The sequence below is a fragment of the Arthrobacter sp. AK01 genome, assembly GCF_021109375.1.
GTDB lineage: Bacteria > Actinomycetota > Actinomycetes > Actinomycetales > Micrococcaceae > Arthrobacter.
In genome coordinates, this window is sequence record NZ_JAJOHP010000020.1 from 1 (window position 1) to 25340 (window position 25340).

Below are 25340 nucleotides of genomic sequence, written 5' to 3' on the forward strand. Positions count from 1 at the left end.
CCCCCGGCCCCCCCCGGGGGGGGGTTCCGCGCCCCCCACCGCCCGGGGTGCGGGCCCCGGGGGGGCCCGCACCGGCCCCCGGGGCCCCTATGGGGGGGCACCCCCCCCCCTCAACCCCCAACTTAACCCTCCTCTTGAGTCAGCCCACCCCTTTGTCTCAGGTTATGGAATCATGATTCTCTTCATCGCTCGGGTCTCCTGAGGCCAGAAACCGGTTCCTCGAAATTGCGATGCTCCAAAAAATGAGAATACCGAGAACTGTTGCAGATGCAAGTGAAAACGCCCCCTCTACCAGCCACTGCAAGAAAATTGAATTAGTGCGCTGGCCCAGCTCCGTTTCTGGTTGACCAATAATGATGGCGATAATCATCGTCATGCCCAATGTGATGGTTGCTCCCCAAAGTGGGGCCACCGAGCCATTCGATTTCTGAGGCGAGAAACGGTTGCGGAAAACCCCCATTGTGACTGCACTGAGAATCACTGTTGCGAGATGGTATTCCCACGCGACCCTCGGAACGATGGCTTGAATAGGGTTGCCTGGAAAATCTGTAATAATCCCGTCATGGGCGTTTCGAGTTTGGATCAAAAGGAAACCAAGGGCAAGTATCCAAGCAACTGTAACCATCATCGACCCGAGCGTTCGAACAACACTGGTGCTGGGCACGTTGCCTAGTCCAACCGGTTAAGAACGAACGCACGCTTCGATGTGCTTCGCGGCAGTTCGACCGTGTGAGGCAAGTCTTCGAGGCCTTCAACCAGGAGCAGTCCGCTTGCCCGATTACTCTTAACCGAATCTGCCCGCAGGGACTTCGATGTCGGGTTGGCTTCCAGTTCGACATCAGCGGGCACCAGATAGGCGGTAACTCCCTTCGCGTTAGCGGCTGACTGATCGCCCCAGAGATGGAGTGAAAGACCACTCTCATTGAAGTGGGCCCGTGTCATGCAAGCCGTTCCGATGTTTCCTGCCGGCGCCTCGAGGGATACGACCATGCAGACTTCTGACCGATCAGAGCTCACAGCCGCATAGTAGGACGCGCTATCTGTCTTCTTTAGCAGGCGCATGGAATCTCTCGCCAGGTCAGACAAGGCATGGCTTGCGGTTACAGCTGAAGGGGGCAGGTCCATTGCCCGCTGCTCTTGGCCTAACGCAGGGACCAAAACGTCCGGATCCAGCGAACCCTCTTTAGTGGCGAGGGCCGGGGACGCGAAGATGGCCAACGCTACGCTGGAGATCGCGAGTGTGGCAGCGGCGGTCGAGCGTAAGTGCTTTGATGAAAAAGTCATTTGCTACTCCTGAAGGAAGAGGGAAGGAAAGCCAGGTCTCAAATGCAATACGGCTTATTGTCGTGACCTGGCACAATCAACCCCTGTTGTCCCTTGAATTTGAAGCCCGTAGTCCCACCAGCAGTCGCCGTGCGTCAAAGCGGCAGGCAAGTGCGTAAAACGGGTACGGGCATGATTGGGTACGTCAATACCTCCATAGACATAACCGCTGTTATCCCCGCGAGTTCGGACGTACAACTTGCCGCCAAAAGTGGAATTCATGAATCCCTCACCGCCGACATTCGTTCCACCGTATCCGCTCTCTGCGTGCTGCCCTTGCGCCATTGGTTTCTGCAATGCGTAGTAGATGTCCGAGGCACCATGTGCCGCGGCGGGAATTCCTAGCGGAATCACAACCATCATTGCCATGACAGCAACGGATTTTAGATTTCCAACCTTCATTGCTCCCCCTGAGAAAGCGGCGACTACAATGTCGCCGTCGTGAGGGAATGTTTACATCTTTCTGATCATTGCACCAGTTAATCATTTCTGGAGTGTCAATAATCCCGAATTCGAAGAAATATCTGGATTTCCGCGTCACGAAAGAGCAAAAGCCGTTTCGCGCATTGCGATCTGCGTGCTGCATGATGTGGCAGCTCTGGTCCTGGCAACCGACACTGATCCATGCAAAAAAGACCCACCCTAGTTGGTCCAAGCTGGGTCGTCGATTGATGCTGAACGGTTTGGTAGGCGTAGGGAACACATACTTGGGCGGCCTCTACGAACAACTCTTCGGATAACGAACTAGCTCCAGATATAGCTACTCCCCGAAAGGCAGAACTGATTTCTCAGCTCAACTTCCGGGGAGCAGCTAGATGGGGTGACCCCCTCGTAGTTTTAGACCTGTGCGGCTACGCCATCACGGGAGATGGTGACCATGTCCTCGCGCGGCACCACCTTGATGCGCTCACGCTTGACCTCAACACCGTGGGAAGTACCGGCCTCGGTGGCTGCTGCGCCGAGTGCGAGCTCGTGGGCATCCAGGGCCAGCCACCCTTCCCAGCTGGTGAACTTCACGCCGCGGGCGTCAAGGAGTTCCACCACTGCGTCAGCTGCGGGAACCTCGGCCAGCGGCAGGTTTTCGCGGTCTTCAAGGAGGTAGGTGACGGTTTCCAGGGCATCGCCCTTGGTGTGACCGATGAGGCCAACCGGACCACGCTTGATCCAGCCCGTTGCGTAGAGGCCCGGCACGTGCTGGCCGTCGGCGTCCAGGACGCGACCGCCGTCGTTGGTGACGACGCCCTTCTTGTGGTCGAACTCGACGTCCGGCAGGGCCGAACCGAAGTAGCCGATGGCGCGGTACACGGCCTGGACCGGGTAGTCGATGAACTCGCCGGTACCGCGGGCGTTGCCCGTGCCGTCCAGTTCGGTGCGCTCGAACTTGATGCCCGCAACCTTGCCCGGGGTTTCGGCGGAGTCCACGATCTCCACCGGGCTGTGCAGGAAGTGCAGGTGCAGGCGACGGGAAGCCTTGAGCTCGGAGAGGTCCTCAGGCTGCTCGGCGATCCAGTTGGTGAGCGTGCCAACCATGGTCTTGATCTGGTTGTTCGTCTGGACCTGGCGGTCGGACTCTTCGTCGAATTCGAAGTCCTCGGCGTAGAGGATGATGTCCACGTCCTTGGAGTGCGAGAGTTCGCGGAGTTCCAACGGGGTGAACTTCACCTGTGCCGGGCCGCGGCGGCCGAAGACGTGCACGTCCGTGACCGGCGAGCTCTTGAGGCCGGCGTAAACGTTGTCCGGGATTTCGGTGACCAGCAGGTCATCAGCGTGCTTGGAGAGTACGCGGGCCACGTCCAGGGCCACGTTGCCGTTGCCGAGAACAGCGATCTCGGTGGCTTCCAGCGGCCATTCACGGGAGACGTCCGGGTGTCCGTCGAACCAGGAGACGAAGTCGGCGCCGCCGAAGGAGCCTTCGAGTTCGATGCCCGGGATGTTCAGGTCCGCGTCCTTGATGGCGCCGGTGGCGAAGATGATGGCGTCGTAGTGCTTACGGAGGTCCTCGATGGAGATGTCCGTGCCGTAGTCCACGTTGCCGAAGAAGCGGATGTCGCCGCGGTCCAGCACCTTGTGCAGCGCGTTCACGATGCCCTTGATGCGGGGGTGGTCCGGAGCAACACCGTAACGGATGAGGCCGTAGGGAGCCGGGTAACGATCGAAGAGGTCGATGCTGACGGTGAGCTCGCCGCTCTTGACGGCCTCGCTCTTTGTCAGGATGTCCGCTGCGTACACGCCTGCCGGGCCGGAGCCGATGACGGCGACGCGAAGCGGACGGTCCGCAGAACCTACGGGGGTGCTAATTGACACGGCTGTGTTCCTTCTTCTTCTCAGTTACTGCGGACGCGGGGACGATTGGGGGTGATAGTGCTGTAGTCAGCGGTCTTGAAATGCTGCGGTGCAAACGGGCTGACACGGACCACATCGCCGATCACAATGACCGCCGGGTTGGCCACGCCGACGGCTTCCGCCTGGTCCGCGATGGTACCCAGAGTGCCGATGGTGACGCGCTGGTCCGGCAAATACCCGTTCTCTACGATACCTACTGGTGTGTCCAAAGGCAGACCCGAGCCTGCCAGCTCAGCCGCGGAATCACGCAACTGCGCCACTCCCATGAGCAACACCACAGTGTGATCGGGGCGTGCGGGGACTTCGGACAACTCTTCGTGTCCGGTCACCACGCTGAAGCCCTTGGCCAGGCCACGGTGCGTCACCGGGATACCGGCAGCGGCCGGAACCGAGATTGCCGACGTCACGCCGGACACCACTTCAACCTCGACGCCGTTCTGGCGGCAGAACTCTGCTTCCTCGCCGCCGCGGCCCAGGACGTAGGGGTCGCCGCCTTTGAGGCGGACCACGCGGTTGCCCTTCAGTGCTTCGTCCACCAGGATGCGGTTGATCTCCAGCTGCGGAACCGGGTGGTGGCCGGGCGTCTTGCCGACCTCGATCACGCGGACATCCGGGGCAAGCTCTTTGAGCAGCTCCCGCGGGCCAAGTCGGTCGGCAACCACGACGTCGGCCTGGCCCAGCAGGCGCCTGCCGCGGACCGTGATAAGTCCCGAGTCGCCAGGACCACCACCGACGAGGGCGACGGAGCCGGCGGGCGTCTTACCGGCGGCGTCCGGCTTGCGGTGACGGCGGAGCGGAAGGTCACCGGTTTCCAGGGCGGTGGCAACGGCGTTGCGGAGGGCCATGGCTCGGCGCGGGTCTCCCCCGGCATTGATGGCGATCTTGACGTCGTCCACCACGGCCACGGCGGGTGTCCACGCGGCCGATGCTTCATGGTCCGAGGCGTTGACGCACCAGATGCGCTGCGCTTCGGCGTCGGCCGCTACCTGGGTGTCCACGGCGGATGCGCCAGTGGCGGTCTGAACGAACCAGACGCCGTCGAGGTCTGACGTTCGGTACTCCCGCGGCTCCCAGGTGAGGAGTCCGGATGCGGCGAGTTCGCGAAGGTTCGCGGTGGCAACGGGAGCGACGACGGTGACTTTAGCCCCGGCGTCGAGCAGCCCCTTGGCGCGGCGCTCCGCGACGGGTCCGCCGCCCACAACCAGCACCGGTCGGCCGAGCAGCCGCAGCGCGGTGGGGTAAATGTCCTGTATTGCCATGAAAAAACTGTAGGGCGGCTCCGTAACATGCTTCAAAGGCTTGGAAACACCCGGTAACGCTGGGTAATCCAACGTCACATACTGCCCCGCTAGTTCGGGGAAACCCTGTCTTTAAGCGTCAGGTAGTGGGCCCGCTGCTCCTTGCCAAGATGCTCGATGGCGTAACGAAGCGTGGTGCGCGGCATGGTGGCTGCGTGTTCGTCGAGGAACGCCAGGAGTCGTTCGCGGCTGCTCCGGCCAGCGTCGCGTACCCAGCCGCCCACGGCCTTGTGGATCAGATCCTCTTGGTCTGCGAGCAGGATCTGGGCGATGGCGAAAGTGTCATCCAATTGGCCCTCGCGGATAAACGCCGACGTGGCGACGATGGCTGTCCGGCGCTCCCACATGTCCTCCGAGCGCGCCAGTTCATACAGCGGGTCCCGTGGCTTGTCCATAAGCCACCCACCCACCACGCGCCCCGCCCCCAGGTCCACCAGGTCCCAGTTGTTGATGCGGTCGTGCCGTCGCAGGTACAGCTCGTAGAGGCTTTGGCGTACCGCTTCCGTGGTCTTCTTCTTCTGCGCTTGGAGCGACATGATCTTCACGGCTCCAGCCCGCGCCTCGTGGATGTCTTCCTCCAGCAGCTGCTCGATCTCGTCCAGCGGCATGACCGCGAACTCTTTGGCAAGCGTGAATACCTCACCCATGCGCACGCCCATGAAGAAGTCACCCTCGGCATAGTCACCTTGGCCGGTCTTGAAGTACCGCTGGTATTTGGCTTGCTCGACGTCGGACTGCCGCATCTTCAGGCGCTCCAGGAACCCGACGGCGGTGGGCTGGGTTCCCGGCGCCAGCGCGGCAGGCTTTCCGGAGTTTCCCGCCTTGGGCGCCTTCCCGGTTATAGGTGTCTTTCCAACCTTGGGGGTCATCCCTCAATAATGCGCCTAAAAGACGGACCAGCCAGTACGGGTAGTGAATTCGTCCAGCGCGGCCACGCCAGCCACGGAATTCCCGGAGCGCCCCAGGCCAGGACTCCACACGCTGATGGAGCACTTGTTGGGGACCACTGCGACGATGCCGCCGCCGACGCCGCTCTTGCCGGGAAGGCCCACCCTGTAGGCGAATTCACCCGCGGCGTCATACGTTCCACAGGTGAGCATCACGGCGTTGATCCTCTTGGTCTGCGCCGGAGACAACAGCAGGCTTCCTGCGGCTCCGAGGCCGTTGGACGCGAGGAACCGGGTTGCGAGCGCGAGGTCTTCGCAGGTCATGGCCAGGGCGCATTGCTTGGCATACGAGTCCAGGACCTCATCCACGGGGTTCTCCAAGTTGCCGCAGCTTGCCAGGAAGTGGGCCAACGACGCGTTGCGGTGGCCGTTCCCCAGTTCGGAGGACGCCACAACGTGGTCCGTGTCGACGTCTGCATTGCCGGTCTCTCGCCGCATCAGGTCCCTCACGGCGTGGGCAGCGTTGCCCGTCAGGCTCAGGAGCCGGTCGGTCACCACGATGGCACCGGCGTTGATGAACGGATTTCGGGGTATGCCTTCCTCACTCTCCAACTGGACCAGCGAGTTGAAGGGGTTGCCCGAGGGTTCCCGGAAAACGCGCTTCCAGATGCGGTCCCCGTCAGAAGCCAGCACCAAGGCGAGGGCGAAGACTTTGGAAATGCTCTGAATGGAGAACTCCACGTGAGCATCTCCGGCCGAGAAGACTTCGCCGTCCCGCGTGACTACGGAGATCCCGAACTGGTGCGGGTCCACTGCTCCGAGTTGCGGGATGTAGTCGGCCACTTTTCCTTGACCGACGTGCGGTTGAACTGCTCCCACGATGTCATCGAGGAGATTCTGGATATCCATATTTCTAGCCCCTGGTCCCTGTGTAGGTCCAAAGCCTGATCTGGAGGTGTGCCAGCAGGCGTTCATCCGCGGATTGCAGGTCCAGGCCAGCCACCTCGCAGGCGCGGCGGAGCCTGTAGTGAACGGTGTTGCGGTGGACAGCCAATTCCTCGGCGCATCTGTTCACGTCGCCAAAGAACTCCAGATAAGTCAGGAGTGTCAGCGCGAATTCCGGATAACGGCTGCACAGCCGAGTGATTCCTGCATGGCGCAGGGTGGTCCGCGATTCCATCAAATCCAACAATTCCCTGGTCAGGACTGTTGTTTCCACGTCGCTGTACGAGGCCACGCGCACGTCCGGTGTTGCTTCCATGACTTTGAGGACGCTGCGCACGTGGTCAAGGGTGGCGTGCAGGGCGTCAAGGCGCGGAACGATGGGACCAACTGCTGCCTGCACCTGGAAATGAAGGTGGGTGGTGGCATCACGAACAATGGTGTTGACCAGGCGATTGATGGCGGGGAGGGATTTCAGCGGGTCCACATCGGGCAGGATGATGGCCGTTTCCATCCCCAACGCCCCCACGACGGCGCCTGGTCGATAGGCTGCCGCGTGGATTGATGCCACTTTGGAGAGCTCTCCCCTGCGGAGCTGAAGCCCCGCCGCGCTCTGGCTAAGCCCGCCCGCCGAGATCAGTATCAAAGCCGCTGGCTTCGACGGGTCGATGCCTGCCGATTGGGCCTGCGAATGGACTTGTGCCGTTCCACTGAGCAGGCCGGACACACGGTCCTCGCGCATCGACTGGGACTGCTCATTGCGGTGGCGTACCAATTCGATGGCCGCATGCCGGGCTGCACCCACCATGATGCGGTCCGTGTTGGCCGCCAAGGGTTCAGCACCTTCCTGCAACCAGATGTATCCCATGACACGGCTGCCCGCGTGAATGCCGATTGCCACACGTTCACGAAGACCCGCATCAAGGTTGGCTTCCACATGGACAGGCGCTTCAGTGGCCTGCAGGTGCTTGTAGACTCCTGATTCCTTCAGGAGTTTTTGGTACTTTTCAGGGCCACGCCTCGCCAGGATGGATAGCCGGCGGAGCTCGTCAACGTCATTGGATGCCGGGGAGTAGGCAAGAACCCGGTTGCCCGGATCTTCGATCACCACGTGCCCGTTGGTCAGTGTGGCCGTGGTTTGGGCGATTGCGAACAAGTCCCGGTGAACTGACATGGGGGTTTCCCCTGGCACATCGTTCTCACGGACCCGGTCCAGCGCGATGCTCTCGAACTTATCCCAACGGAGTCCCGGGGCAACCGCCACCAGCCCAATGCCGGTCGGTTGGAGCAACTCGGCCGCGGATTCCAACTCGGGCTCGCTGCCCTTGACCGCAACTGCCGTGGGACGGCCCCCCATGATGCGGCGGAGTGCAGGGAGCGCCGCACGCCCGCGAACGCCGATCAACATGACCAGGGCGCCTGGGCGGATCTCGTCGTCGTCTTCAGCATCAACAATGACAGTTTCGCGGACGGTTCTGTTGTCCTCTGCCGGGGCCAGCAGCAACCGGGCGTTGCCGACACCCAGGTCTTCCAGGACATCGCTCAATAAGGTGACGACTCCGTCGTCGTCAATTTCCAGGGCTTTCAACGAAGCTATCGCTTCCTCTCCACATCAGTTTCTTCAGCAGTACGCTTCCTCGCCATTGAGGGCGCCGCCGGTACATGTGCGCAGGCACGCACAGCGAGAAACATTACCGGCCCTTCAGAACAGCAGTGTTGTCCTCCCGGCACAAGAGCCGGGCCCTGAATTTGGTTCGCCAGCCAATTTGTTGTCGACGGCAGCGACCTAGAGTTGGTGACTGTCCCACACACCACAAAGACTGCCTGCAGTGCGGCCAATTTCAGGCGCAATTGCCAAGCAGTCAGCCCCACGTTGTGGAGTATTGAGCCACCTGAGGTGGCAACGGAGTCAAAGGAGACCCCCGAAGTGATACCCACCCCTGCGTCCACACAAACCCTTCCCTCCCCAACAGACCTGGCCGCCAGTCCGCCGTCGAACGCTTTCGCCCAAGAGGAAACCGGCTACCGCAAGACCCTCAAGCCCCGGCAAATCCAGATGATCGCCATCGGCGGCGCAATCGGTACCGGGCTGTTCATGGGCGCCGGAGGACGTCTCAACGGATCCGGACCTGCGCTGGTCCTGGTCTATGCCGTCTGCGGATTCTTCGCGTTCCTGATCCTCCGGGCACTGGGCGAGTTGGTGCTGTACCGCCCCACGTCGGGCTCTTTTGTTTCTTATGCCCGCGAGTTTTACGGCGAGAAAATGGCCTACACCGCCGGCTGGCTGTACTTCCTGAACTGGGCCATGACCTCGATTGTGGACGTCACCGCCGTTGCCCTCTACGTGAAGTTCTGGGGCCAGTATTGGGCGCCCATCAATGACGTCCCGCAGTGGTTGATCGCGTTGATCGCTTTGGTAGTGGTGCTCTCCCTGAACCTGGTGTCCGTGAAGATCTTTGGCGAGATGGAGTTCTGGTTCGCCATGATCAAGGTGGGCGCCCTGGTGACGTTCCTCGTGGTGGGAATCTGCTTCATTGTTTTCGGCGGCCGGACGGACGTGGGCATTCCGGGCTTCAACGTCATCGCCGAGAACGGCGGCATGTTCCCCATGGGCTCCGTGGCGCCGCTCCTGGCGATCAGCGGTGTGGTGTTTGCCTACGCTGCGGTGGAACTCGTGGGCACCGCGGCCGGCGAAACGGCCGAACCCCACAAGGTAATGCCAAAAGCGGTAAATACCGTAGTGATCCGCATCGGAGTCTTCTACGTCGGCTCCGTCCTGCTGCTCTCGCTGCTGCTTCCCTTCACGTCCTACAAGGCCGGCGAATCCCCCTTTGTCACCTTCTTCTCGCACCTCGGCGATCCGCAGGCCGGTGCCATCTCCGCATCCGTGATGAACTTCGTGGTCCTCACGGCGGCGCTCTCCAGCCTCAACGCCGGGCTGTACTCCACCGGCCGCATCCTCCGCTCCATGGCAGTGAACGGCTCGGCTCCGCAGTTCACCGGACGGATCAGCGCGTCCGGAGTGCCTTACGGCGGCATCCTGCTCACGGCCGTCATCACCTTGGTGGGCGTTGCATTGAACGCCGTTGTCCCTTCGCAGGTCTTTGAGATCGTGCTGGAAATCTCAGCGGTGGGCATCATCGGCGGCTGGGCCACCATCATGCTCTGCCACATCAAGCTCCAGAGCTGGGTTCGCAGCGGCAAGGTTGCCCGGCCAGCGTTCCGGCTGTTCGGCGCCCCCTTCACCTCTTACCTCACGCTCGGTTTCCTGGCCTTTGTCCTGGTCACCATGGGGTTCTCGGAAACAGGTCGCTGGGTGCTGGCCTCGCTGCTGGTCCTGGTGCCGCTGCTGATCGCCGGCTGGTACGCGTATCGCGGCCGCATCCGCACCGCCCTGACGTCCTAGACCCCTTTTCAGTTTGAAAGTGAAACACATGAGCACCCCTTCCCCGTCCCCCAAAATCGGCACCCCCAGCAGGGCCTGGCGGTCCCGTGCCGACGCTTGGGAGTTTTTGGGATACGCCCTCAGGCAGCTCGCCTCGGCCCGGCACCAGGAGTCCGGTTTGCTGTCCCAGATCGATAGGACCTTTGCCCTCCTGGCAGCGGTGGAACCGTATTGGGCAGAGCCTGGAGTCAACGCTGTGGCCCAGTTGCGCCAGTTAATCGACGACGGCGAACCCCAGGCCGCGCTCCAGCTTCTGGGCGGTTTGTCCCACCTCCCGCTCGCCTCTGCCGGGGAAACAGCTGCGGTGCCGCGCGCTGAGCTCCCGGACGAGGAAGTTGTTGACCAGTCCGAGCCGGCTGACCGGCCACGCTTCGAGGTCCTGGTGGTGGATACCATTGAGCCCGAAGAATCCGAAGCGCTCAAGAACACCATGGCTGCGCAGCGCCGCCCTTCGGATGCGTTCACCTACACTGTCACCGTGGTTCCCAGCTATGAGGATGCCTTGGTGGCCATCATGCTGAACCCTGATATCCAGTCTGTTGTCCTTCGCCCGGGCTTCTCCCTCCGCAGCTCCCATCTCTTGGGCAGCGACCTCCAACGGTTCCTGGTCCGGCACACCTCCGCAGACTTGCAGGACTCACGGCCTATCGAGCGAATCCTTGCCCTGGCCGAGGCTGTCTCCGGGCTTCGGCCGGAGCTTGATGTCTACCTGGTGGCAGGGGTTTCCATCGAGTCGCTGGCTGGATCCCTGACGCGAAAGTTCCGGCGGATTTTCCGGCGACAGGACCATTTGGACCTGCATCTGTCACTGCTGTCCGGGGTGGCCGAACGCTACGAAACGCCGTTCTTCACGGCGTTGCAGGACTACAGCCGCCGCCCGGCCAGTGTCTTCCATGCCCTGCCAATTTCCCGGGGCGCGTCGGTAGGGACGTCACCGTGGATCCGGGACATGGCCGATTTTTACGGGACAAACCTGCTGTTGGCCGAAACGTCCGCCACCTCGGGCGGTCTGGACTCTTTGCTGGATCCCCACGGCTCCATCAAACGCGCGCAGGAACTCGCCGCCCGCGCCTTTGGGGCGCAACGAACCTACTTTGTCACCAACGGCACATCCACGGCCAACAAAATCGTGCACCAGTCACTGCTTGCCCCGGGCGATGTTGTGCTGGTGGACCGCAACTGCCACAAATCCCACCACTACGCCTTTGTGCTTGCCGGTGCCCGTGTGTCCTACTTGGATGCCTATCCCCTGGACAAGTACGCGTTTTATGGTGCTGTCCCTCTGGCCAGCCTGAAGCGCAGGCTCCTGGAGTACCGGCGGGCAGGCCGGCTCCACGAGGTGAAGATGGTGACCCTCACCAACTGCACGTTTGATGGAGTCGTCTACGACGTCGAAAGGGTCATGGAGGAATGCCTGGCCATCAAACCGGATCTGGTTTTCCTGTGGGACGAGGCGTGGTTTGCCTTCGCCCGCTCCCATCCGGTGTACCGCCGTCGAACCGGCATGGCGGCAGCAGCCGCTCTGGAAGCTTCCTTCAGCGATCCTGCCTACGCCGCCCGGTACGCGGAACAGGCCGCTGCCCTTCATGACCCGGCCACCGGCGAACCCCTTGATGACGACGCCTGGCTCACCACCAGGCTGATTCCGGATCCTGCCAAGGCACGCCTGCGGGTCTACGCAACGCAGTCAACCCACAAAACGTTGACCTCGCTGCGGCAGGGTTCCATGATCCACGTGTATGACCAGGACTTCGCCGGCTCCAACCGGGAGTCCTTCCGCGAGGCGTACATGACCCACACGTCCACCTCCCCCAACTACCAAATTCTGGCTTCCCTGGACATTGGCAGACGACAGGTGGAACTGGAAGGTTTCGGCCTGGTGCAACGGCAATCGGACCTTGCCGTGTCCGTGGCCCAAGCCGTGGCCCGGCATCCCCTGCTGAAGAAGTACTTCCGTGTGCTGACCTCGCGGGACCTCATCGGTCCGCGCTATAGGGAAACCGGCTCCAGCATGCCGCTGCGGGATGGGCTGGCCGAGCTGGAGGATGCCTGGCAGCGGGACGAGTTCGTCATCGATCCCAGCCGCCTGACGCTGGACATCAGCAAGACAGGGATCGACGGCGACACTTTCCGCCACAGCTACCTCATGGACGATCACGGCATCCAGGTGAACAAGACGTCACGGAACACGGTGCTGTTCATGACCAACATCGGCACGTCCCGAAGCTCCGTGGCGTACCTGATCGAGGTCCTGGTGAAACTCGCTGAGGGCTTTGAGAATCCACATCCATCGTCGCGGGCTCGGACGCTACCTGCCTCATCCGATGCTCCGCGTCCCACTCCCCCGCTCCCGGACTTCAGCACCTTTGCCGCGCGCTTCCGTACGGATGATTCCTGCGAGGACGGTGATATCCGGGCCGCCTACTTTGAGAGTTACAAGCCCGATTCCACGGTGTACCTGTCCGCGGCTGAGGTGGCTGCGGCGGTGGCCGCGGGACAGGAAGTGGTCTCGGCAGGGTTCGTTACGCCGTATCCGCCCGGGTTCCCCATCCTGGTCCCGGGGCAGGTGATTACCCGGCAAACCCTCGAATTCATGGCCGCCTTGGATACGCGTGAAATCCATGGGTTCGATCACGAACGGGGGTACCGGGTGTTCGTGGAGCCTGCTTCTTCTTCTGTTCTCGAGCTGGTGGCTGTGGCGTCCTAGGCTTTCGCGCTCCAACCGAAGGCAGGGGCGACGTGCTTGGCGGCGTTGCCCAGCAGCTTGGCGTTGTAGTCGACGCCAAGCTGGTTGGGCACCGTGAGAAGGACCGTGTCGGCTGCTTGCACGGCTGCGTCCTTCGCAAGTTCGTCCGCCACTTGATCCGGCTCGCCGATGTAGCTTTTCCCGAAGCGGGACAAGGCGCCGTCGAGAATTCCCACTTGGTCTTGGCTGTCCGCTTGGGCTCGGAGACCGAAGTAGTGGTTGTCGACGTCGTCCACGATGGGGATCACGCTGCGGCTGACGGAAATCCTTGGTTCAAAGTCGTGCCCTGCGGCGGCCCAGGCTTCGCGGAACATTCGGATCTGCTCGGCTTGCAGTTCATCGAAAGGCACTCCCGTGTCCTCAGTGAGGAGGGTTGAGCTCATGAGGTTCATGCCTTGCTCTGCTGCCCAGACTGCAGTCTTCCGGGTTCCGGCGCCCCACCAGATTCTCTGCGGGAGGCCGGGTGACTGGGGTTGGATGGGCAGCAGACCTGTGGCCCCGCCGGAGTAATGTGGGTCCGCTTCGGCCACCCCGTGCCCGGCGATGGCTTTGCGGAACAATGCAGTGTGGCGGCGGGCCATGTCGCCACCGTCCTCACCGTCCTCGGGGACGTAGCCGAAGTTGGATGCTCCGTTCCGTGCGGGTTCGGGTGAACCACGGCTCACTCCGAGCTGCAGCCGCCCATCACTGATGAGGTCCGTGGCTGCTGCTTCCTCGGCCATGTAGAGGCTGTTTTCGTACCTCATGTCGATGACGCCGGTCCCCATTTCGATCCGGCTGGTCCGTGCCGCAATAGCGCTCAGCAGTGGAAAGGGCGATGCTTGCTGCCGGGCGAAGTGGTGCACCCGGAAGAAGGCTCCGTCGATGCCCAGTTCCTCAGCAGCCACAGCGAGTTCGATCCCCTGTTTCAGGGCCTCCCCAGCCGTTGGCACGAGGGAACCGGGGACGCGGGCCCAGTGACCGAAGGAGAGGAAACCGATCCGTTTGTTGTGCATGTTCGGGACAACTCCGCGAGGGCCCGGAGAATTCCACGGAGCCCCTCGTCCGCCTCTCAGCGTCTTCCGAAAGTGATTCAGAATCCGTCGAGTGCATTAGGTATAGTGGAGCCGTCGGCGGTTTATCTATTTGATGGAGTAAAGTGAATTTCGACACGGGGGTTGCCGATCGTCTGATCGGTGCATGTCGAGACGCAGCCCGTACGCTGCAGGATCAACGCGGCGGACGGGAGTCGATCTCAACGGCTGCCCTTACGGAATTCCGGGGCGTGTTCGCTGACTGTTTCCGGGAGAACGTTGCCGCTGAACGGGCGGCCCGTTCGGAGCTGGTCCATATGTTGGAAGATGTTGCCCGTCAGGTCCAGGATGCGAAGAGCGCCGCGGAGGTTGAGCAGCGTCGCTTGGATGACGTGACGGAGTGGGTGCTTGCCTCCGGCTGGGTGCGTGCTGGCGGGGGTGTTGGAGTGAATGTGGGGCCGCGCCCGTCGATGGAGGAGACTGACCGTCCGGTGGTGAGCGTGAACACTGTGCGGCAGGGGTTGCGTGTCTGGGCGAGTGGAAGCACTGCTGGGGCGAGTTCCGCTGATCCGGACACCTTGGAATCCGCAGTGTCAACCTTCAGGATCCAGGACGGCTCAGACCGAGGCGCGGCCAACAGAGTCAGTGCAGCTATGTCCGAGTTCGAGGACAGGTGCTCCTGGGCGCACTCTGATCTCGACGCTGTCCGTGGCGGGCTGCGACGGTTCCTGGAAGACAACCATCAGGACGCGACCCGGCTTTCCGACATCGCGTCCACGTTCCGCGCTGCCGGTGGGAGCGGTGACCTCGGGCAGATAACGGTATCGAACGGCGTTCTTGTGCTTGCAACGGCGCCGATGACCTTATCGGGCTCGGCGCTGCTGGGCTACTTGTCCACTGCATCCGAGGCTGACGTGAAGGCATTGGCCACAATACCCGGATGGCAGCAGACCCTGCGAGGCTTGGACCCATCGAAGATCGGGACTTGGTGGGCGGGCATGAACGCGGGAGCCCACCCTGCAGCGAACGAGTCCGGGCTCACGCAGGTGCAGGAGCTCCTGCTGGCTGCGGCTCCGGCCATGTTCGGCGCTTTGGACGGGATGCCCGCACTGGCTAGGGTCCGGGCTAACCAGTTGAACGCGCCAAGCCTGCTCCGCGCGGCGGAGAAAGACCTGGAAACAGCCCGGAAGTTGTCGGGGATCGGGCAAGCACACCACGACCCGAACCGAACAAAGATGCTGGAAAATGAGGTGGCCTACCTGAAGCAGGTGGAAGCCGGGGACGTACGGCTTTACCTCTATGACCGGGACCAGTCCCGGATTGTGCAAATGATCGGCACCCCAGACCCCAACACACGGCATGTGATCACCTACGTCCCGGGAACGTTCACCGGACTGAACATCTTCTACGAAGGCGGCGTACAGCAGGTCTCGAAATACCTCAATAACAACGTGCCGGGGACGGTGGCTTTCGTCTATAAGGATGGGCGGTTCCCCGGAGAGGCGGACACCGCAGGAGGTCCCAACCTGGCGAGAATTGGTGAGGCGAACGACGAGAACCTTGCACGCACCTCGGGGCAGCAACTGGCAGGTTTCGAGACCGGGATGCGCACTGACCCCTACCTGAACGGTGCCGAGCAAACTGGCATCGGGCACAGCTGGGGCCTGGCGAACCTCACCAGTTCCGAGGTCGCCGGAGCCCGATATGACAAGGTGATTTCCCTCGCCGGGGCCGGAATGCTCCCGGACTGGAAACCACAGCCAACCACGGAATACTCGAACCTGTACTACTATGATCTGCTCGTCCATGGTCAGGGAGTTCCCAACCTCATCACGAAGAGAGGGGTGGTGTGGGATGGAAATAACCCCATTCATCGGGATGAGTTCGAACAGCACTATTACCGCGGCCCCCACGACGACCAACTTAGGGCGATTAACACCGTCGAAGAAGGGAACATCCTCATGGAAAACCACAACCTCATCGCCTCCGACAGCAAAGACAACAAGAAAGCGCTCAAAGACATGCTTGGAATTGTGACTCGATGATAGGGCGACGCGGCACCATGGCGTTGTTGCTGGCGGGCCTCATGGGGCTTACGGGTTGCGCCGGAACCCCAAATACGAGTTCGACAGAGTCAACTGTGCCAAGCGCCACCAAAACACAGGAGGAACCGGTGAAAGTTGAACTGACATGGCAGGATGCCAAAGCTCATACCCAAGCTCTGGAACTGGAGATCGCCGCCCAAGTCCCTGAAGACGCCGTTATCTCGATCGATCAGAAGACGAAGGGCATGCTTCTGTCCTGCAACCGAACCAAACACAGCTGGAATGGTTCAACGACAATCACGGTCACCGAAGGAACCAAAATCGAGCCGATCCTGAAAGAAATCAAAACCCACTATCAGAGTGGACAATACGTCGTCGAGGACAGGCTTGATATCAGAGGATCATACGAAGTCCAGATAAGCCCTCACAATACGAGCGATGAAAACTACATTGTCGCCGAAGGGTTAGCCCCAAACCAGATCCGCATTGATTCGGGCTCTGAGTGTTTCACGTTGCCAGAAGGTATTTACCCGGGCGGGAATTTTTAGATCCTCATGAAAAACCAGAACCTCCTCGCCTCGTACAGCGAGGACAACGTGCACGTGCCCAAGTGCATGCTGGGAAGTGCAATTCGGTGAGGATTCGGAGCGGCGCCGTGGCGTTGATGCTGGTCGTTTCAATCGGGCTTGCCGGCTGCGCCGGAAACCCAAGCGCGAGTTCGACGGAGTCAACCGTGCCAACTGCCAGTGATACACAGGAGGAACCGTTGATAGCCGAACTGACCTGGCAGGAAGCTAAAGCAAGCACGGCAAAGGAAGCGCTGGAGATCGCGGCCTTGATCCCAAAGGACAAGATTACTTCCATAGTCCAGAAAGAGACGGGCGTTCTCCTATCCTGCAGCAATACCGAACACAACTGGAACGGTTCGACTTCGATCACGCTGACTGAGGGAAGCGAAGCTGAATCTGTCGTGAAAGAACTTGAGACGGCTGCTCGGGCACACTACACGGATCATCGTTTTGAGGTCTCAAGCGACCGGACCATACAAGGCACCTTTCGTGTTGAGATAAGCGATCCGGCCACCTCGGAAATGTATCTCATCAGGGAGGACGATCCCGGCGTCATTCGCATTGCATCAGGTTCGCCTTGCTTCACTTTGCCCGAGGGCATCTACCCGGGTGGGGATTTCTAGATCCTCATGAGCAACCAGAACCTCATCGCCTCCACAAGCGAAGACAAGCAAGCAAGTACTCAAAGACAGGCTTGGCATTGTGGCTCGATGAGGGCGCGTCGCGGTGCCATGGCGTTGTTGCTCGCGGCAGGTTCGATCGGGCTTGCCGGTTGCGCCGGGCCACCCACCGGGAGTTCGACGGAGTCGACTGTGCCAACTGCGGCCAAAACACAGGAGGCAACGATGAATGCTGAGCTGACATGGCAGCAAGCGAAAGCTCATACACAAGCAATGGAACTGGAGATTGCCGCCCTGATCCCAAAAAATGCTGATTACTCCATTGATCAGAAAAAGAAGGGCATGCTTCTGTCCTGCAACAGCACCCAACACAAATGGAAAGGTTCCACTACCATCACGGTCGTTGGAGGAACCAACATCGAGCCGATCGTGAAGGACATCGAAGCCCACTACCGGGCGAAAGGAACGAAAGTATCCGCCGACAGGAATGTCGACGAAGACTATCGAATCCAAATCGATCTGGGAGGCGGGGAGAACTACATCGTCGCAGAAGGCTTGGCCCCAAATGAAATCCGTATCGCCTCGGGATCTGAGTGTTTCATTTTGCCCGAGGGCATCTACCCGGGCGGGGATTTTTAGGTCCTCATGAACAACCACAACCTCATCGACTCAAACAACGAAAACAACGAGCAAGTACTCAAAGACATGCTTGGAATTGTGGCTAGATGAGGGCGCGTCGCCGTGCCATGGCGTTGTGGCTGGTGGCAGGTTCGATCGGGCTCGCCGCTTGTGCTGGAAACCCCAACACGGGTTCAATCCAGTCGACCGTGCCAACGCCTGTTAAAACACAAGAGGAACCGATGAAAGCTGAACTGACCTGGCAGGAAGCAAAGACCCAGGCCCAAGCCATGGAAGTGAAGCTCGCCGCCCTAATCCCAAAAGACGCTGTTATCTCGATCGATCAGAAGAAGAAGGGCATGCTTCTGTCTTGCAACAAAACCCAACACAAATGGAAGAGTTCAACCACCATCACGATTGCCGCAGGAACGAACATTGAGCCGGTGGTGAAGGACATCGAAGCCCACTATCAGAGCAGCCTCTTTGGAGTCAGGAACAGGCTTGACATCAGGGGTTCCTATGAAGTTCAAATGATCGCTCTCAGCGGAAGCGGGGAGAGCTATATTGTTGCCGAAGGCCTGGCCCCAAATCAGATAGACATCGATTCAGGTTCGCCTTGCTTCACACTGCCCGAGGGCATCTACCCGGGTGGGGACTTCTGAAGCGCAGTTCCGCGTGGAGTGGTACAAACTTCACGTCGTCCGGTGCCTGCTCCTTCCTCATTCAGCCCGGCGATAATGCATCGCCACCGCTCCGTTACTGAGCGGCTCGGCCGAGATCAGTTCAAGGCGCCGGGTGCTGGGCAGTCCGCCTTGGTAAAGGGTGGGTCCGTGGCCTGTGATCATGGGGTGGATGAGGAATTTGTACTCGTCGATCAGGCCCAATCGGTCCAGCTCTGTTGCTAGTTTCCCGCTGCCGACAAGCACCCCCTTGGGAGTCCTGTCCTTGAGTTCCTGAACGGCCGTACCCAGTTCGCCGACCAGCCGGTGGCTGTTCGTCCAGGGGAAGTCGCTCCGCGTTGTGGAAACGACGTACTTGGGTTTTCCCTCCAAGGTGATCGCCCACTCGCGTAGGGCTGGCGGCGCTTCTACTTCGCCGCGAGCAACCAGGGGCCAGTAGACCTCCATCATTTCGTAGGTAGTCCGGCCCCAGAGCATTGCGCCGCTCTGATCCAGGAGACGCGTGAAGTGGGCGTGCGTCTCGTCGTCGGCGATGCCCTCCTGATGGTCCACGCAACCATCAAGCGTGACGTTGATGCTGAACGTTAGAAGGCCCATTCGACGATTCTAGGCCGCGAATCGCAACAGCGCACCGGACAACGGAGGAATGCATAGGGCCAGGAGTGCCAACAATAACGCATCCCTCTCAGATACCCTATGGGGGTATACTGTCACCACTGGAAGTGGACGAAGGTGGTGAAGCATCATGAGCAAGCAGCTGTCCCCTCAACCTCGTGCCGCCCTCCTCGGGCGGGCGTTGCTTCTACTTCTGGTAACGGCCGTCATTGCAGGCATATTCGGAATGCACATCATCAGCGGTTCCCATGGGGCAGGTGGATCGCATGGGACTCATGCGGCATCGCCTGTAGTGGGCACCCCATCGTCCCACCATGCGCACGGCTCTTCTCTTGAGGTGAGCGGTGCCCCGGCTGGCGACGATCACGGCACGGAATTTGGAACCTGCTCCTGCACTCAGGCTGCCAGTTGCATCCCATCCCTCACAACAGCTTCCCTGAGCGCTCCCCCACCCACGACAGGCGAAGTCACCCCTGCATCGTGGGAACTGCCCACCATTTTTCCGTCCTGGTCCTACCAACCCCACGGTCCTACACCCGGGCAACTCTGCATCAGCCGTACGTAAGCACTGGATGGCCCGATAACAACCGGGACCGCACATCCATTCACCATCTGCTGACTACCGGCCGGCTGACTATCCACGCCGCCCGAAATGCAAAGGACTTTTACTCATGAACAGAACTCACTTCACTGTGACCGGAGCGGCTCTCGCAGGTCTGCTTGCCCTGGCTGGTTGCGCTTCGAACCCTGGCTCCGGTTCCATGCCAGGCATGGACCATGGAAGTTCCGGCACCTCCATCAGCCCCTCTGCGAACAGCGGCGACGCCGGGCACAACGCAGCGGACACCATGTTCGCCCAGATGATGATCCCCCATCACTCCCAAGCGGTGGAGATGTCCGATGCCATGCTGGCGAAGGCTGACATCCCGGCCTCGATTACCAACTTGGCCGTGAAGATCAAAGACGCGCAGGCACCCGAAATAGAGAAGATGACGGGGTGGCTGAACAGCTGGAACGTGCCTGTCATGGGATCCTCGGGTCATGGCGGCCACGGCATGGACGGCATGCTGAGCGAGGCGGACCTGCAGAAGCTTAGAGATGCCCAGGGTGTGGACGCGACCAAGCTCTTCCTCACGCAGATGATCGCGCATCACGAAGGTGCTGTGACCATGGCCAAAACCGAGATAGCCCAGGGCAAGAACCCGGAGGCTGTCCAGCTAGGCAAGGACATCGTCACCGCGCAGGAAGCAGAGATTCGGGAAATGCGGGATCTGCTGACCGGACTCTAACCTCACCGTCTGGTGACGCAAGGGCTCGACGGCGGGAGGTCGCCGTCGAGCCTTTGCGCGCCGTCCGGAAGTCGACTGTTATGCAGCGGCCGACGCGAAGTGCCGAGCGCCTAAAGCGTGTCTGGATCAACAATTGTCGTCGGGTAAGGCTTGCCCGGATTTTCAGGGGCGATACTGCTGATCTTCCACGCGTCGCCGGTCCTCTCAAGCTCAACGGTTTGGTCGTATACGTACCCCTCGCCGGGGCCTTGCACGCCGTTCACCGGACCGTGTTCCAGCTGTGTCTGCTCCGAGATCTCAACCTTGGCGCCGGTGTTGGTGATGGTGAATTTCTTGATGGTGATCTCCGAGCCGGTGTCCGTCAAAAGGACGCCATAGGGAGCAAACGCGTCCCTGCGTTGGTGGAGTTTTCGGTACTCAAGCTCTACACGCTCAACTGCCGCCGGGACGAAATCCATACTGATCTCCTCCTTGGTGGAGGAGAACCCTGTGACAACTTGATGATTCCTACGGTCGATGGCCCGCTCGATAAGAGACTGAACAGTGGCCTTCGCTTCCGCGTCGGGCTGTGGGGCCGGCGCTGCACACGACGTCACGGAAAGCAGTGCAGCTACAGCAACCGACACCAGTGTTCTTTGCTGCATGATCATGAGCTGTCACCGTCCACACGATTCCCGGAATCGCCTCCCCCATATGCAAAGGCTCGTGGCAACGTAGCATGTGGTCCGGGTCGAAACCAGATCCGGCCGGTAAGGGCGAGTTTTTGTACACGTAATGCCCCTAAGAAGCGCTCTTAAGGGCATTAAGTGTACAAAAACTCCAATGGTTAGCGGCTGCTGCCCGCCAGCAAACCCCGGCGCTGCAGCAGTCGCTTTTCGATCGGCCCGAACACCAGGAGCTCGATCAGGATGCCCACGAACAGGATCAGCAGGATCGCGGACATCACGATGGTCATATCGGAGAGCAAACGGCCCTGATCCAGCAAGGAGCCCAGCCCGAAGCCGATCGTGCCGCCCACTGCGATGATTTCCGCCGCCATGAGGGAACGCCAGGAGAAAGCCCAGCCCTGCTTCAAACCACCGATGTAGCCGGGAAGCGCGGCCGGGAGGACGATCTGCAACGCCATCTGGAGCCGGTTCGCGCCAAGCACGGTGCCCACACTGCGGTACTGCGGCGGGATCTGGTCCACACCCGAGATCAGCCCGTTGATGATGGACGGAATAGCGCCCATGAACACCACGAAGTAGACGGTGGCATCGGTCAGTCCGAACCAGATGATCGCGGCAGGAACCCACGCCACGGAAGGGAGCACCTGCAGCCCGGAAATCAGCGGCCCGAACGCACGACGCAAGGGAGCCACCTGAGCCAGAATCAACCCCACGGGGGTGGCGATGACTACGGAGATCAGGAAGCCGATCACGCCACGCTGCAGCGAGGTCCACACAGCTTCCTGGACTTTGCCCTCGCCCCACATCGTCACGAACTGGGTGAGCACGTCCAACGGTCCCGGTACCAGGTCGCGGCGCTTGAACCCCAGCGAAACATAGAACTGCCACGCGAGGATAAGCACCACAAGCGCAGCGACGGGCAGCAGCACCCGCTTCCATTCGATACCGCGCTTGCGGCCCGTGTCCGACTGGAGGTTATCCAGGCCCGCTTCGAGGTCCCGGAGTTCCGAGGCATTGCCCTTCAACGACGGCGAGGTGATGTGCTCTTTGGATTCAGTCACGGGAAGGGTCCGCTCTTCGGTGGTGATGGGGTTACTTGGCATGGCGGCGGATCTCCTCGCGAAGACGGCGGGTAATGACACCGGTCAGCTCCCCGGCACGGCCGGCATCGGTACGGTGTTCCTCGGTGACATCCCACTCGGCCACCACCCGACCAGGACGCGAGGACAACAGCAGCACGCGCTGACCCAGACGAACAGCCTCGCGCACGTTATGCGTCACGAACACGATGGTCCGGCCCGTTTCCTTCCAGATCCGCTCCAGCTCGTCATGCAGAAGATCGCGGGTGATCGCATCGAGGGCAGCAAACGGCTCATCCATCAGCAGCAACTGCCGATCCTGGGCCAAGGAACGGGCCAACGCGACGCGCTGCCTCATGCCGCCGGACAGTTCGTGGGGACGCTTATCCCCCGCGCCGCCCAGGTGCACCAGTTCCAACAGCTCGGCGGCACGGGCACGCCGGCTCGCCTTCGTGCTGGACTTGTCTGCCAGCTGCAACGCCAACTCAATGTTGCCGCGTGCCGTCAGCCACGGGAACAAGGCCGCGTCCTGGAACATGAAGGCCGCGCCGTCGCTGGGTACTTCAAGAGCGCCCGACGTCGGCGGTTCCAGTCCCGCCATGATGTTCAGCAAGGTGGACTTACCGCAGCCGGACGCACCGAGGAGGGCGACGAACTCGCCTTGAGCGATGGTGGCGTTGACGTCGTCCAGCACCGGGGCGCCGTCGCCGAAGCGTTTGCCCAGGTTCTCGAGTACGACTGGCATGGTCCCGTCCTTCATGTTGATTGGTAGAGCTGATGCGGCCAAAAGCCGGCCCGCTCCCCCATGATTCGGAGGGGAAGCGGACCAGCCCGTTACTGCTTAGTCCTGGCCAAGACCTGCGGCTGAGGTCTTCTTGCCTTCAACCTCGTTCAAGGTGCGGAGATCGAAGATGCCGTTGATGTCGGCCTGCTGGGTGGTCCCGGCCTTGACACCGTCCTCCAACAGCTTGTTGTACGTCCCGGCCAGCGGGTCGGTAGTGAACTTGATGTTCTGGAGCGCACGCTCAATCACGTTGGCCGGCAGCGGCTTGCCTGCCGTGTCCTTGAGGACCGCGTTGATGGTGGTCGCCTTCTCCGAAGCGGAAGCCGAATTGAGCCAGTTCACGGATTCCACGTGGCCCTTCAGGAGGGCCTTCACGGTTTCCGGGTGTTCGGCAGCGAACTTCTTGTTCACGATCAGGATGGTGGTGGTGAAGTCACCGTTTTCCCACAGGTCCTTCTCGTCAACCAGGACCTTCGCTCCTGCTTCGAGCACCAGGCGGGAGGCCCACGGCTCAGGCAACCACGCGCCGTCGAGCTTTCCATCCTGGAAGAGCTTCAGCGACTGGGCGTTTTCGGTCGGGTTGATGTTGACGTCGCCGCTGCCATCAGTGTTGGTCTTGAAACCCTGGCCACCAAGCCAGGCGCGGAGAGCCACGTCCTGGGTTCCTCCGAGCTGCGGGGAGCTGAGGATCTTACCCTTGAGATCGGCCGCGGAGTTGATCTCCGGCTTGACCACCAACTGCGCACCGCCGGACGCTGCACCGGCGATGATGCTGATGGACTCGCCCTTGCTCTTGACGAAGGAGTTGATGGCCGGGTTCGGGCCGATGTAGGTGGCGTCGATGGCGCCGGCGTTCAAGGCTTCGATCGCGGCCGGGCCGGCGTTGAAGACCTGGGTGCTGAGTTTGGTGTCGCCGAGTTCCTTGGCGATCAGGCCCTTGCTGGTACCTACCAGCGCCGGGCCGTGGGTGACGTTGCTGAAGTAACCGAGCTTCAGCTCAGCAGCCGGCGACGTGGTGGGGGCCGGGGCGGCCTGGTTGTTCTGCGAAACAGCGGAAGCAACGGCGGCGCCTGCACCGATCAGCAGCACCAGGCCGACGGCCAGGCCGATTTCCAGGGTGCGGCGGCGCTTGGGCTTGGATGCGGTCTCACCGGCGACGATGCGGGTGGTACCGGAATCGGGTTTCTGTGACTCGGGAGTGTTCGACATGAGGGTGGGTCCTTAGGAGATGTGGGATGCGAGCGGGGCGAAGATCAGGCCCCGTGACATCGCCCGTCGAGGGCAAGCAAGGACCATTCCGGAGAGGTCATGCCTTCACAGTAGGGACTGTCATATTTCGGCTTCAATCCCGTAGAAATCAAGGTTCACGCGGGTTCACGTGGCGTCATATTCGCCGCGAGGGCTTCAATGTCGCGCGGAGTTGTGCGGCAGCAGCCACCCATGAGATGGGCGCCCCGGTCCTGCCAAACAGCTGCGTTGCCGGCCAAGGTTCCGGTGCCTTGAACGCCCTTCGACGGACCCCACTTCTTGGTCACGGCATCGTACGTCTCCCCCGAATTCGGGTAGGCCACCAGCGGCTTGTCGGAGGACTGCTGCAGGGTGCCCAGCGCGTCCGTCACCAGTTCCAGCGGCACACAATTGACCCCGACGGCGGCCACCCGCGGTTCCGCGCGCAGCAGCGCAGCGACGTCCGCAAGGGGCGTTCCATCACTGATGTGGCTGCTGTCCCGCAGCGTAAACGTAAACCAGGATTCGACGTCGAACTCCGCCACGAGCGCCAACAGCGCCTCCGCTTCGGCGTACGACGGCAGGGTCTCGCACGCCAGGAAATCGGCCCCGGCCTCCACCAGCGCCGCAATACGGGGGCGGTGAAAATCCTGGAATTCTGCGGCGGAAAGCGTGTAGTCCCCACGGTATTCGGAGCCATCGGCGAGGTAAGCGCCGTAGGGTCCAACGGATCCGGCCACCAACAAAGGGCCGCTCGCAGACCCCTCCGCCAAGGCTTCCTGGCGGGCTTCGTCGGCCAGCCGGACGCTCAATGCCACCAACTCCAACGACTCGTCAACGGACAACCCGCGCCGCGCAAAGCCCTGCGGAGTGGCCTGGTAGCTGGCCGTGATGGCTACGGAGGCACCGGCGTCGAAGTAGTCGCGGTGGACTTGCTTGATCAGGTGCGGCTGCTCCAGCAGGACCTTGGCAGACCACAACGCGTCTTCCAGGTCGCAGCCGTGGGCCTCCAATTCCGTGGCTAACGCACCGTCCAGGACCAGGTCCTTGCCGGCGTTGAGGAGAGTGCTGAGCGAGGTGTTCTGTGGCATGGGTCCTTCCCCAAAAAAAGAAAACCGCAGCCTGTTCGAAATTCCCGCCGTACAACGT

At 61.3% G+C, this 25340-nt stretch carries 23 protein-coding genes; 8 read left to right on the plus strand and 15 right to left on the minus strand.

From position 1 onward, the window contains the following. Positions 1 to 157: 157 nt before the first annotated feature. From LN996_RS08965 to LN996_RS09000, 8 genes are all read right to left on the minus strand, one after another. Positions 158 to 628, minus strand: a complete 471-nt coding sequence (locus tag LN996_RS08965; RefSeq protein ID WP_231340049.1) for a hypothetical protein — start codon at positions 626 to 628, stop codon at positions 158 to 160. Between the two features lie 41 nt (positions 629 to 669). Continuing rightward, positions 670 to 1284, minus strand: a complete 615-nt coding sequence (locus tag LN996_RS08970) for a hypothetical protein (protein WP_231340050.1) — start codon at positions 1282 to 1284, stop codon at positions 670 to 672. Between the two features lie 54 nt (positions 1285 to 1338). Beyond that, positions 1339 to 1725 carry a hypothetical protein gene (locus LN996_RS08975; RefSeq protein ID WP_231340051.1) on the minus strand — a complete coding sequence of 129 codons (387 nt, stop codon included), beginning with the start codon at positions 1723 to 1725 and terminating at the stop codon, positions 1339 to 1341. A gap of 435 nt (positions 1726 to 2160) precedes the next feature. After that, on the minus strand, positions 2161 to 3627 hold the full coding sequence (locus tag LN996_RS08980; protein ID WP_231340052.1) for an FAD-dependent oxidoreductase: 1467 nt from the start codon (positions 3625 to 3627) through the stop codon (positions 2161 to 2163). Between the two features lie 20 nt (positions 3628 to 3647). Continuing rightward, positions 3648 to 4925, minus strand: coding sequence for a uroporphyrinogen-III C-methyltransferase (gene cobA, locus LN996_RS08985; RefSeq protein ID WP_231340053.1), 1278 nt, complete (start codon positions 4923 to 4925; stop codon positions 3648 to 3650). An 89-nt stretch (positions 4926 to 5014) separates the two neighbouring features. Continuing rightward, positions 5015 to 5833 carry a DNA alkylation repair protein gene (locus tag LN996_RS08990; RefSeq protein ID WP_231340054.1) on the minus strand — a complete coding sequence of 273 codons (819 nt, stop codon included), beginning with the start codon at positions 5831 to 5833 and terminating at the stop codon, positions 5015 to 5017. 15 nt (positions 5834 to 5848) lie between these two features. Further along, positions 5849 to 6760, minus strand: coding sequence for a glutaminase (locus LN996_RS08995; protein WP_231340055.1), 912 nt, complete (start codon positions 6758 to 6760; stop codon positions 5849 to 5851). A 4-nt stretch (positions 6761 to 6764) separates the two neighbouring features. Then, complete coding sequence (locus LN996_RS09000) at positions 6765 to 8381, minus strand: CdaR family transcriptional regulator (RefSeq protein WP_231340056.1); 1617 nt, start codon at positions 8379 to 8381, stop codon at positions 6765 to 6767. A 339-nt stretch (positions 8382 to 8720) separates the two neighbouring features. On the opposite strand from LN996_RS09000, the gene LN996_RS09005 reads away from it, so the two are divergent. Together LN996_RS09005 and LN996_RS09010 are read left to right on the plus strand one after the other, a co-directional pair. Next, positions 8721 to 10199: an amino acid permease gene (locus LN996_RS09005; RefSeq protein WP_374110819.1), complete on the plus strand. Its 1479-nt coding sequence runs from the start codon at positions 8721 to 8723 to the stop codon at positions 10197 to 10199. Between the two features lie 28 nt (positions 10200 to 10227). Then, on the plus strand, positions 10228 to 12945 hold the full coding sequence (locus LN996_RS09010) for an aminotransferase class I/II-fold pyridoxal phosphate-dependent enzyme (RefSeq protein ID WP_231340057.1): 2718 nt from the start codon (positions 10228 to 10230) through the stop codon (positions 12943 to 12945). On the opposite strand, the gene LN996_RS09015 is transcribed toward LN996_RS09010, so the two are convergent. After that, positions 12942 to 13979, minus strand: coding sequence for an LLM class flavin-dependent oxidoreductase (locus LN996_RS09015; RefSeq protein WP_231340058.1), 1038 nt, complete (start codon positions 13977 to 13979; stop codon positions 12942 to 12944). The genes LN996_RS09010 and LN996_RS09015 overlap by 4 nt on opposite strands. Before the next feature lie 143 nt (positions 13980 to 14122). Here LN996_RS09015 and LN996_RS09020 point away from each other — a divergent pair, with 143 nt between their 5' ends. From LN996_RS09020 to LN996_RS09040, 5 genes are all read left to right on the plus strand, one after another. Continuing rightward, positions 14123 to 16042, plus strand: a complete 1920-nt coding sequence (locus LN996_RS09020) for a hypothetical protein (RefSeq protein ID WP_231340059.1) — start codon at positions 14123 to 14125, stop codon at positions 16040 to 16042. Between the two features lie 17 nt (positions 16043 to 16059). After that, the gene (locus LN996_RS09025; protein ID WP_155854051.1) at positions 16060 to 16590 is read left to right on the plus strand and encodes a hypothetical protein; all 531 of its coding nucleotides are present in this window, start codon (positions 16060 to 16062) and stop codon (positions 16588 to 16590) included. Between the two features lie 107 nt (positions 16591 to 16697). Continuing rightward, positions 16698 to 17234 (plus strand): hypothetical protein, encoded by a 537-nt coding sequence (locus LN996_RS09030; RefSeq protein ID WP_231340060.1) that lies wholly within the window; start codon positions 16698 to 16700, stop codon positions 17232 to 17234. A 6-nt stretch (positions 17235 to 17240) separates the two neighbouring features. Beyond that, positions 17241 to 17870 (plus strand): hypothetical protein, encoded by a 630-nt coding sequence (locus LN996_RS09035; protein WP_231340061.1) that lies wholly within the window; start codon positions 17241 to 17243, stop codon positions 17868 to 17870. 86 nt (positions 17871 to 17956) lie between these two features. Next, entirely contained in the window at positions 17957 to 18511 is a 555-nt protein-coding gene (locus LN996_RS09040; protein WP_231340062.1) for a hypothetical protein, read from the plus strand. Positions 18512 to 18568: 57 nt separating this feature from the next. Here the strand turns inward: LN996_RS09040 and LN996_RS09045 are convergent, their stop codons facing one another. Next, complete coding sequence (locus LN996_RS09045; RefSeq protein ID WP_231340063.1) at positions 18569 to 19126, minus strand: dihydrofolate reductase family protein; 558 nt, start codon at positions 19124 to 19126, stop codon at positions 18569 to 18571. 689 nt (positions 19127 to 19815) lie between these two features. On the opposite strand from LN996_RS09045, the gene LN996_RS09050 reads away from it, so the two are divergent. Next, a complete protein-coding gene (locus tag LN996_RS09050; protein WP_231340064.1) occupies positions 19816 to 20433 on the plus strand; it encodes a DUF305 domain-containing protein in 618 nt (205 codons plus the stop codon). 110 nt (positions 20434 to 20543) lie between these two features. Here the strand turns inward: LN996_RS09050 and LN996_RS09055 are convergent, their stop codons facing one another. The 5 genes from LN996_RS09055 to mmuM form a co-directional block, all read right to left on the minus strand. Further along, complete coding sequence (locus tag LN996_RS09055; protein ID WP_231340065.1) at positions 20544 to 21077, minus strand: hypothetical protein; 534 nt, start codon at positions 21075 to 21077, stop codon at positions 20544 to 20546. A gap of 182 nt (positions 21078 to 21259) precedes the next feature. Then, on the minus strand, positions 21260 to 22204 hold the full coding sequence (locus tag LN996_RS09060; protein ID WP_089595921.1) for an ABC transporter permease: 945 nt from the start codon (positions 22202 to 22204) through the stop codon (positions 21260 to 21262). Further along, a complete protein-coding gene (locus tag LN996_RS09065) occupies positions 22194 to 22925 on the minus strand; it encodes an ABC transporter ATP-binding protein (RefSeq protein ID WP_231340066.1) in 732 nt (243 codons plus the stop codon). The genes LN996_RS09060 and LN996_RS09065 overlap by 11 nt, the downstream gene beginning before the upstream one ends. Positions 22926 to 23021: 96 nt before the next feature. Beyond that, positions 23022 to 24173, minus strand: a complete 1152-nt coding sequence (locus LN996_RS09070; protein ID WP_231340067.1) for an ABC transporter substrate-binding protein — start codon at positions 24171 to 24173, stop codon at positions 23022 to 23024. Positions 24174 to 24328: 155 nt separating this feature from the next. Continuing rightward, positions 24329 to 25282, minus strand: a complete 954-nt coding sequence (mmuM, locus tag LN996_RS09075; protein WP_231340068.1) for a homocysteine S-methyltransferase — start codon at positions 25280 to 25282, stop codon at positions 24329 to 24331. Between the last annotated feature and the right edge of the window lie 58 nt (positions 25283 to 25340).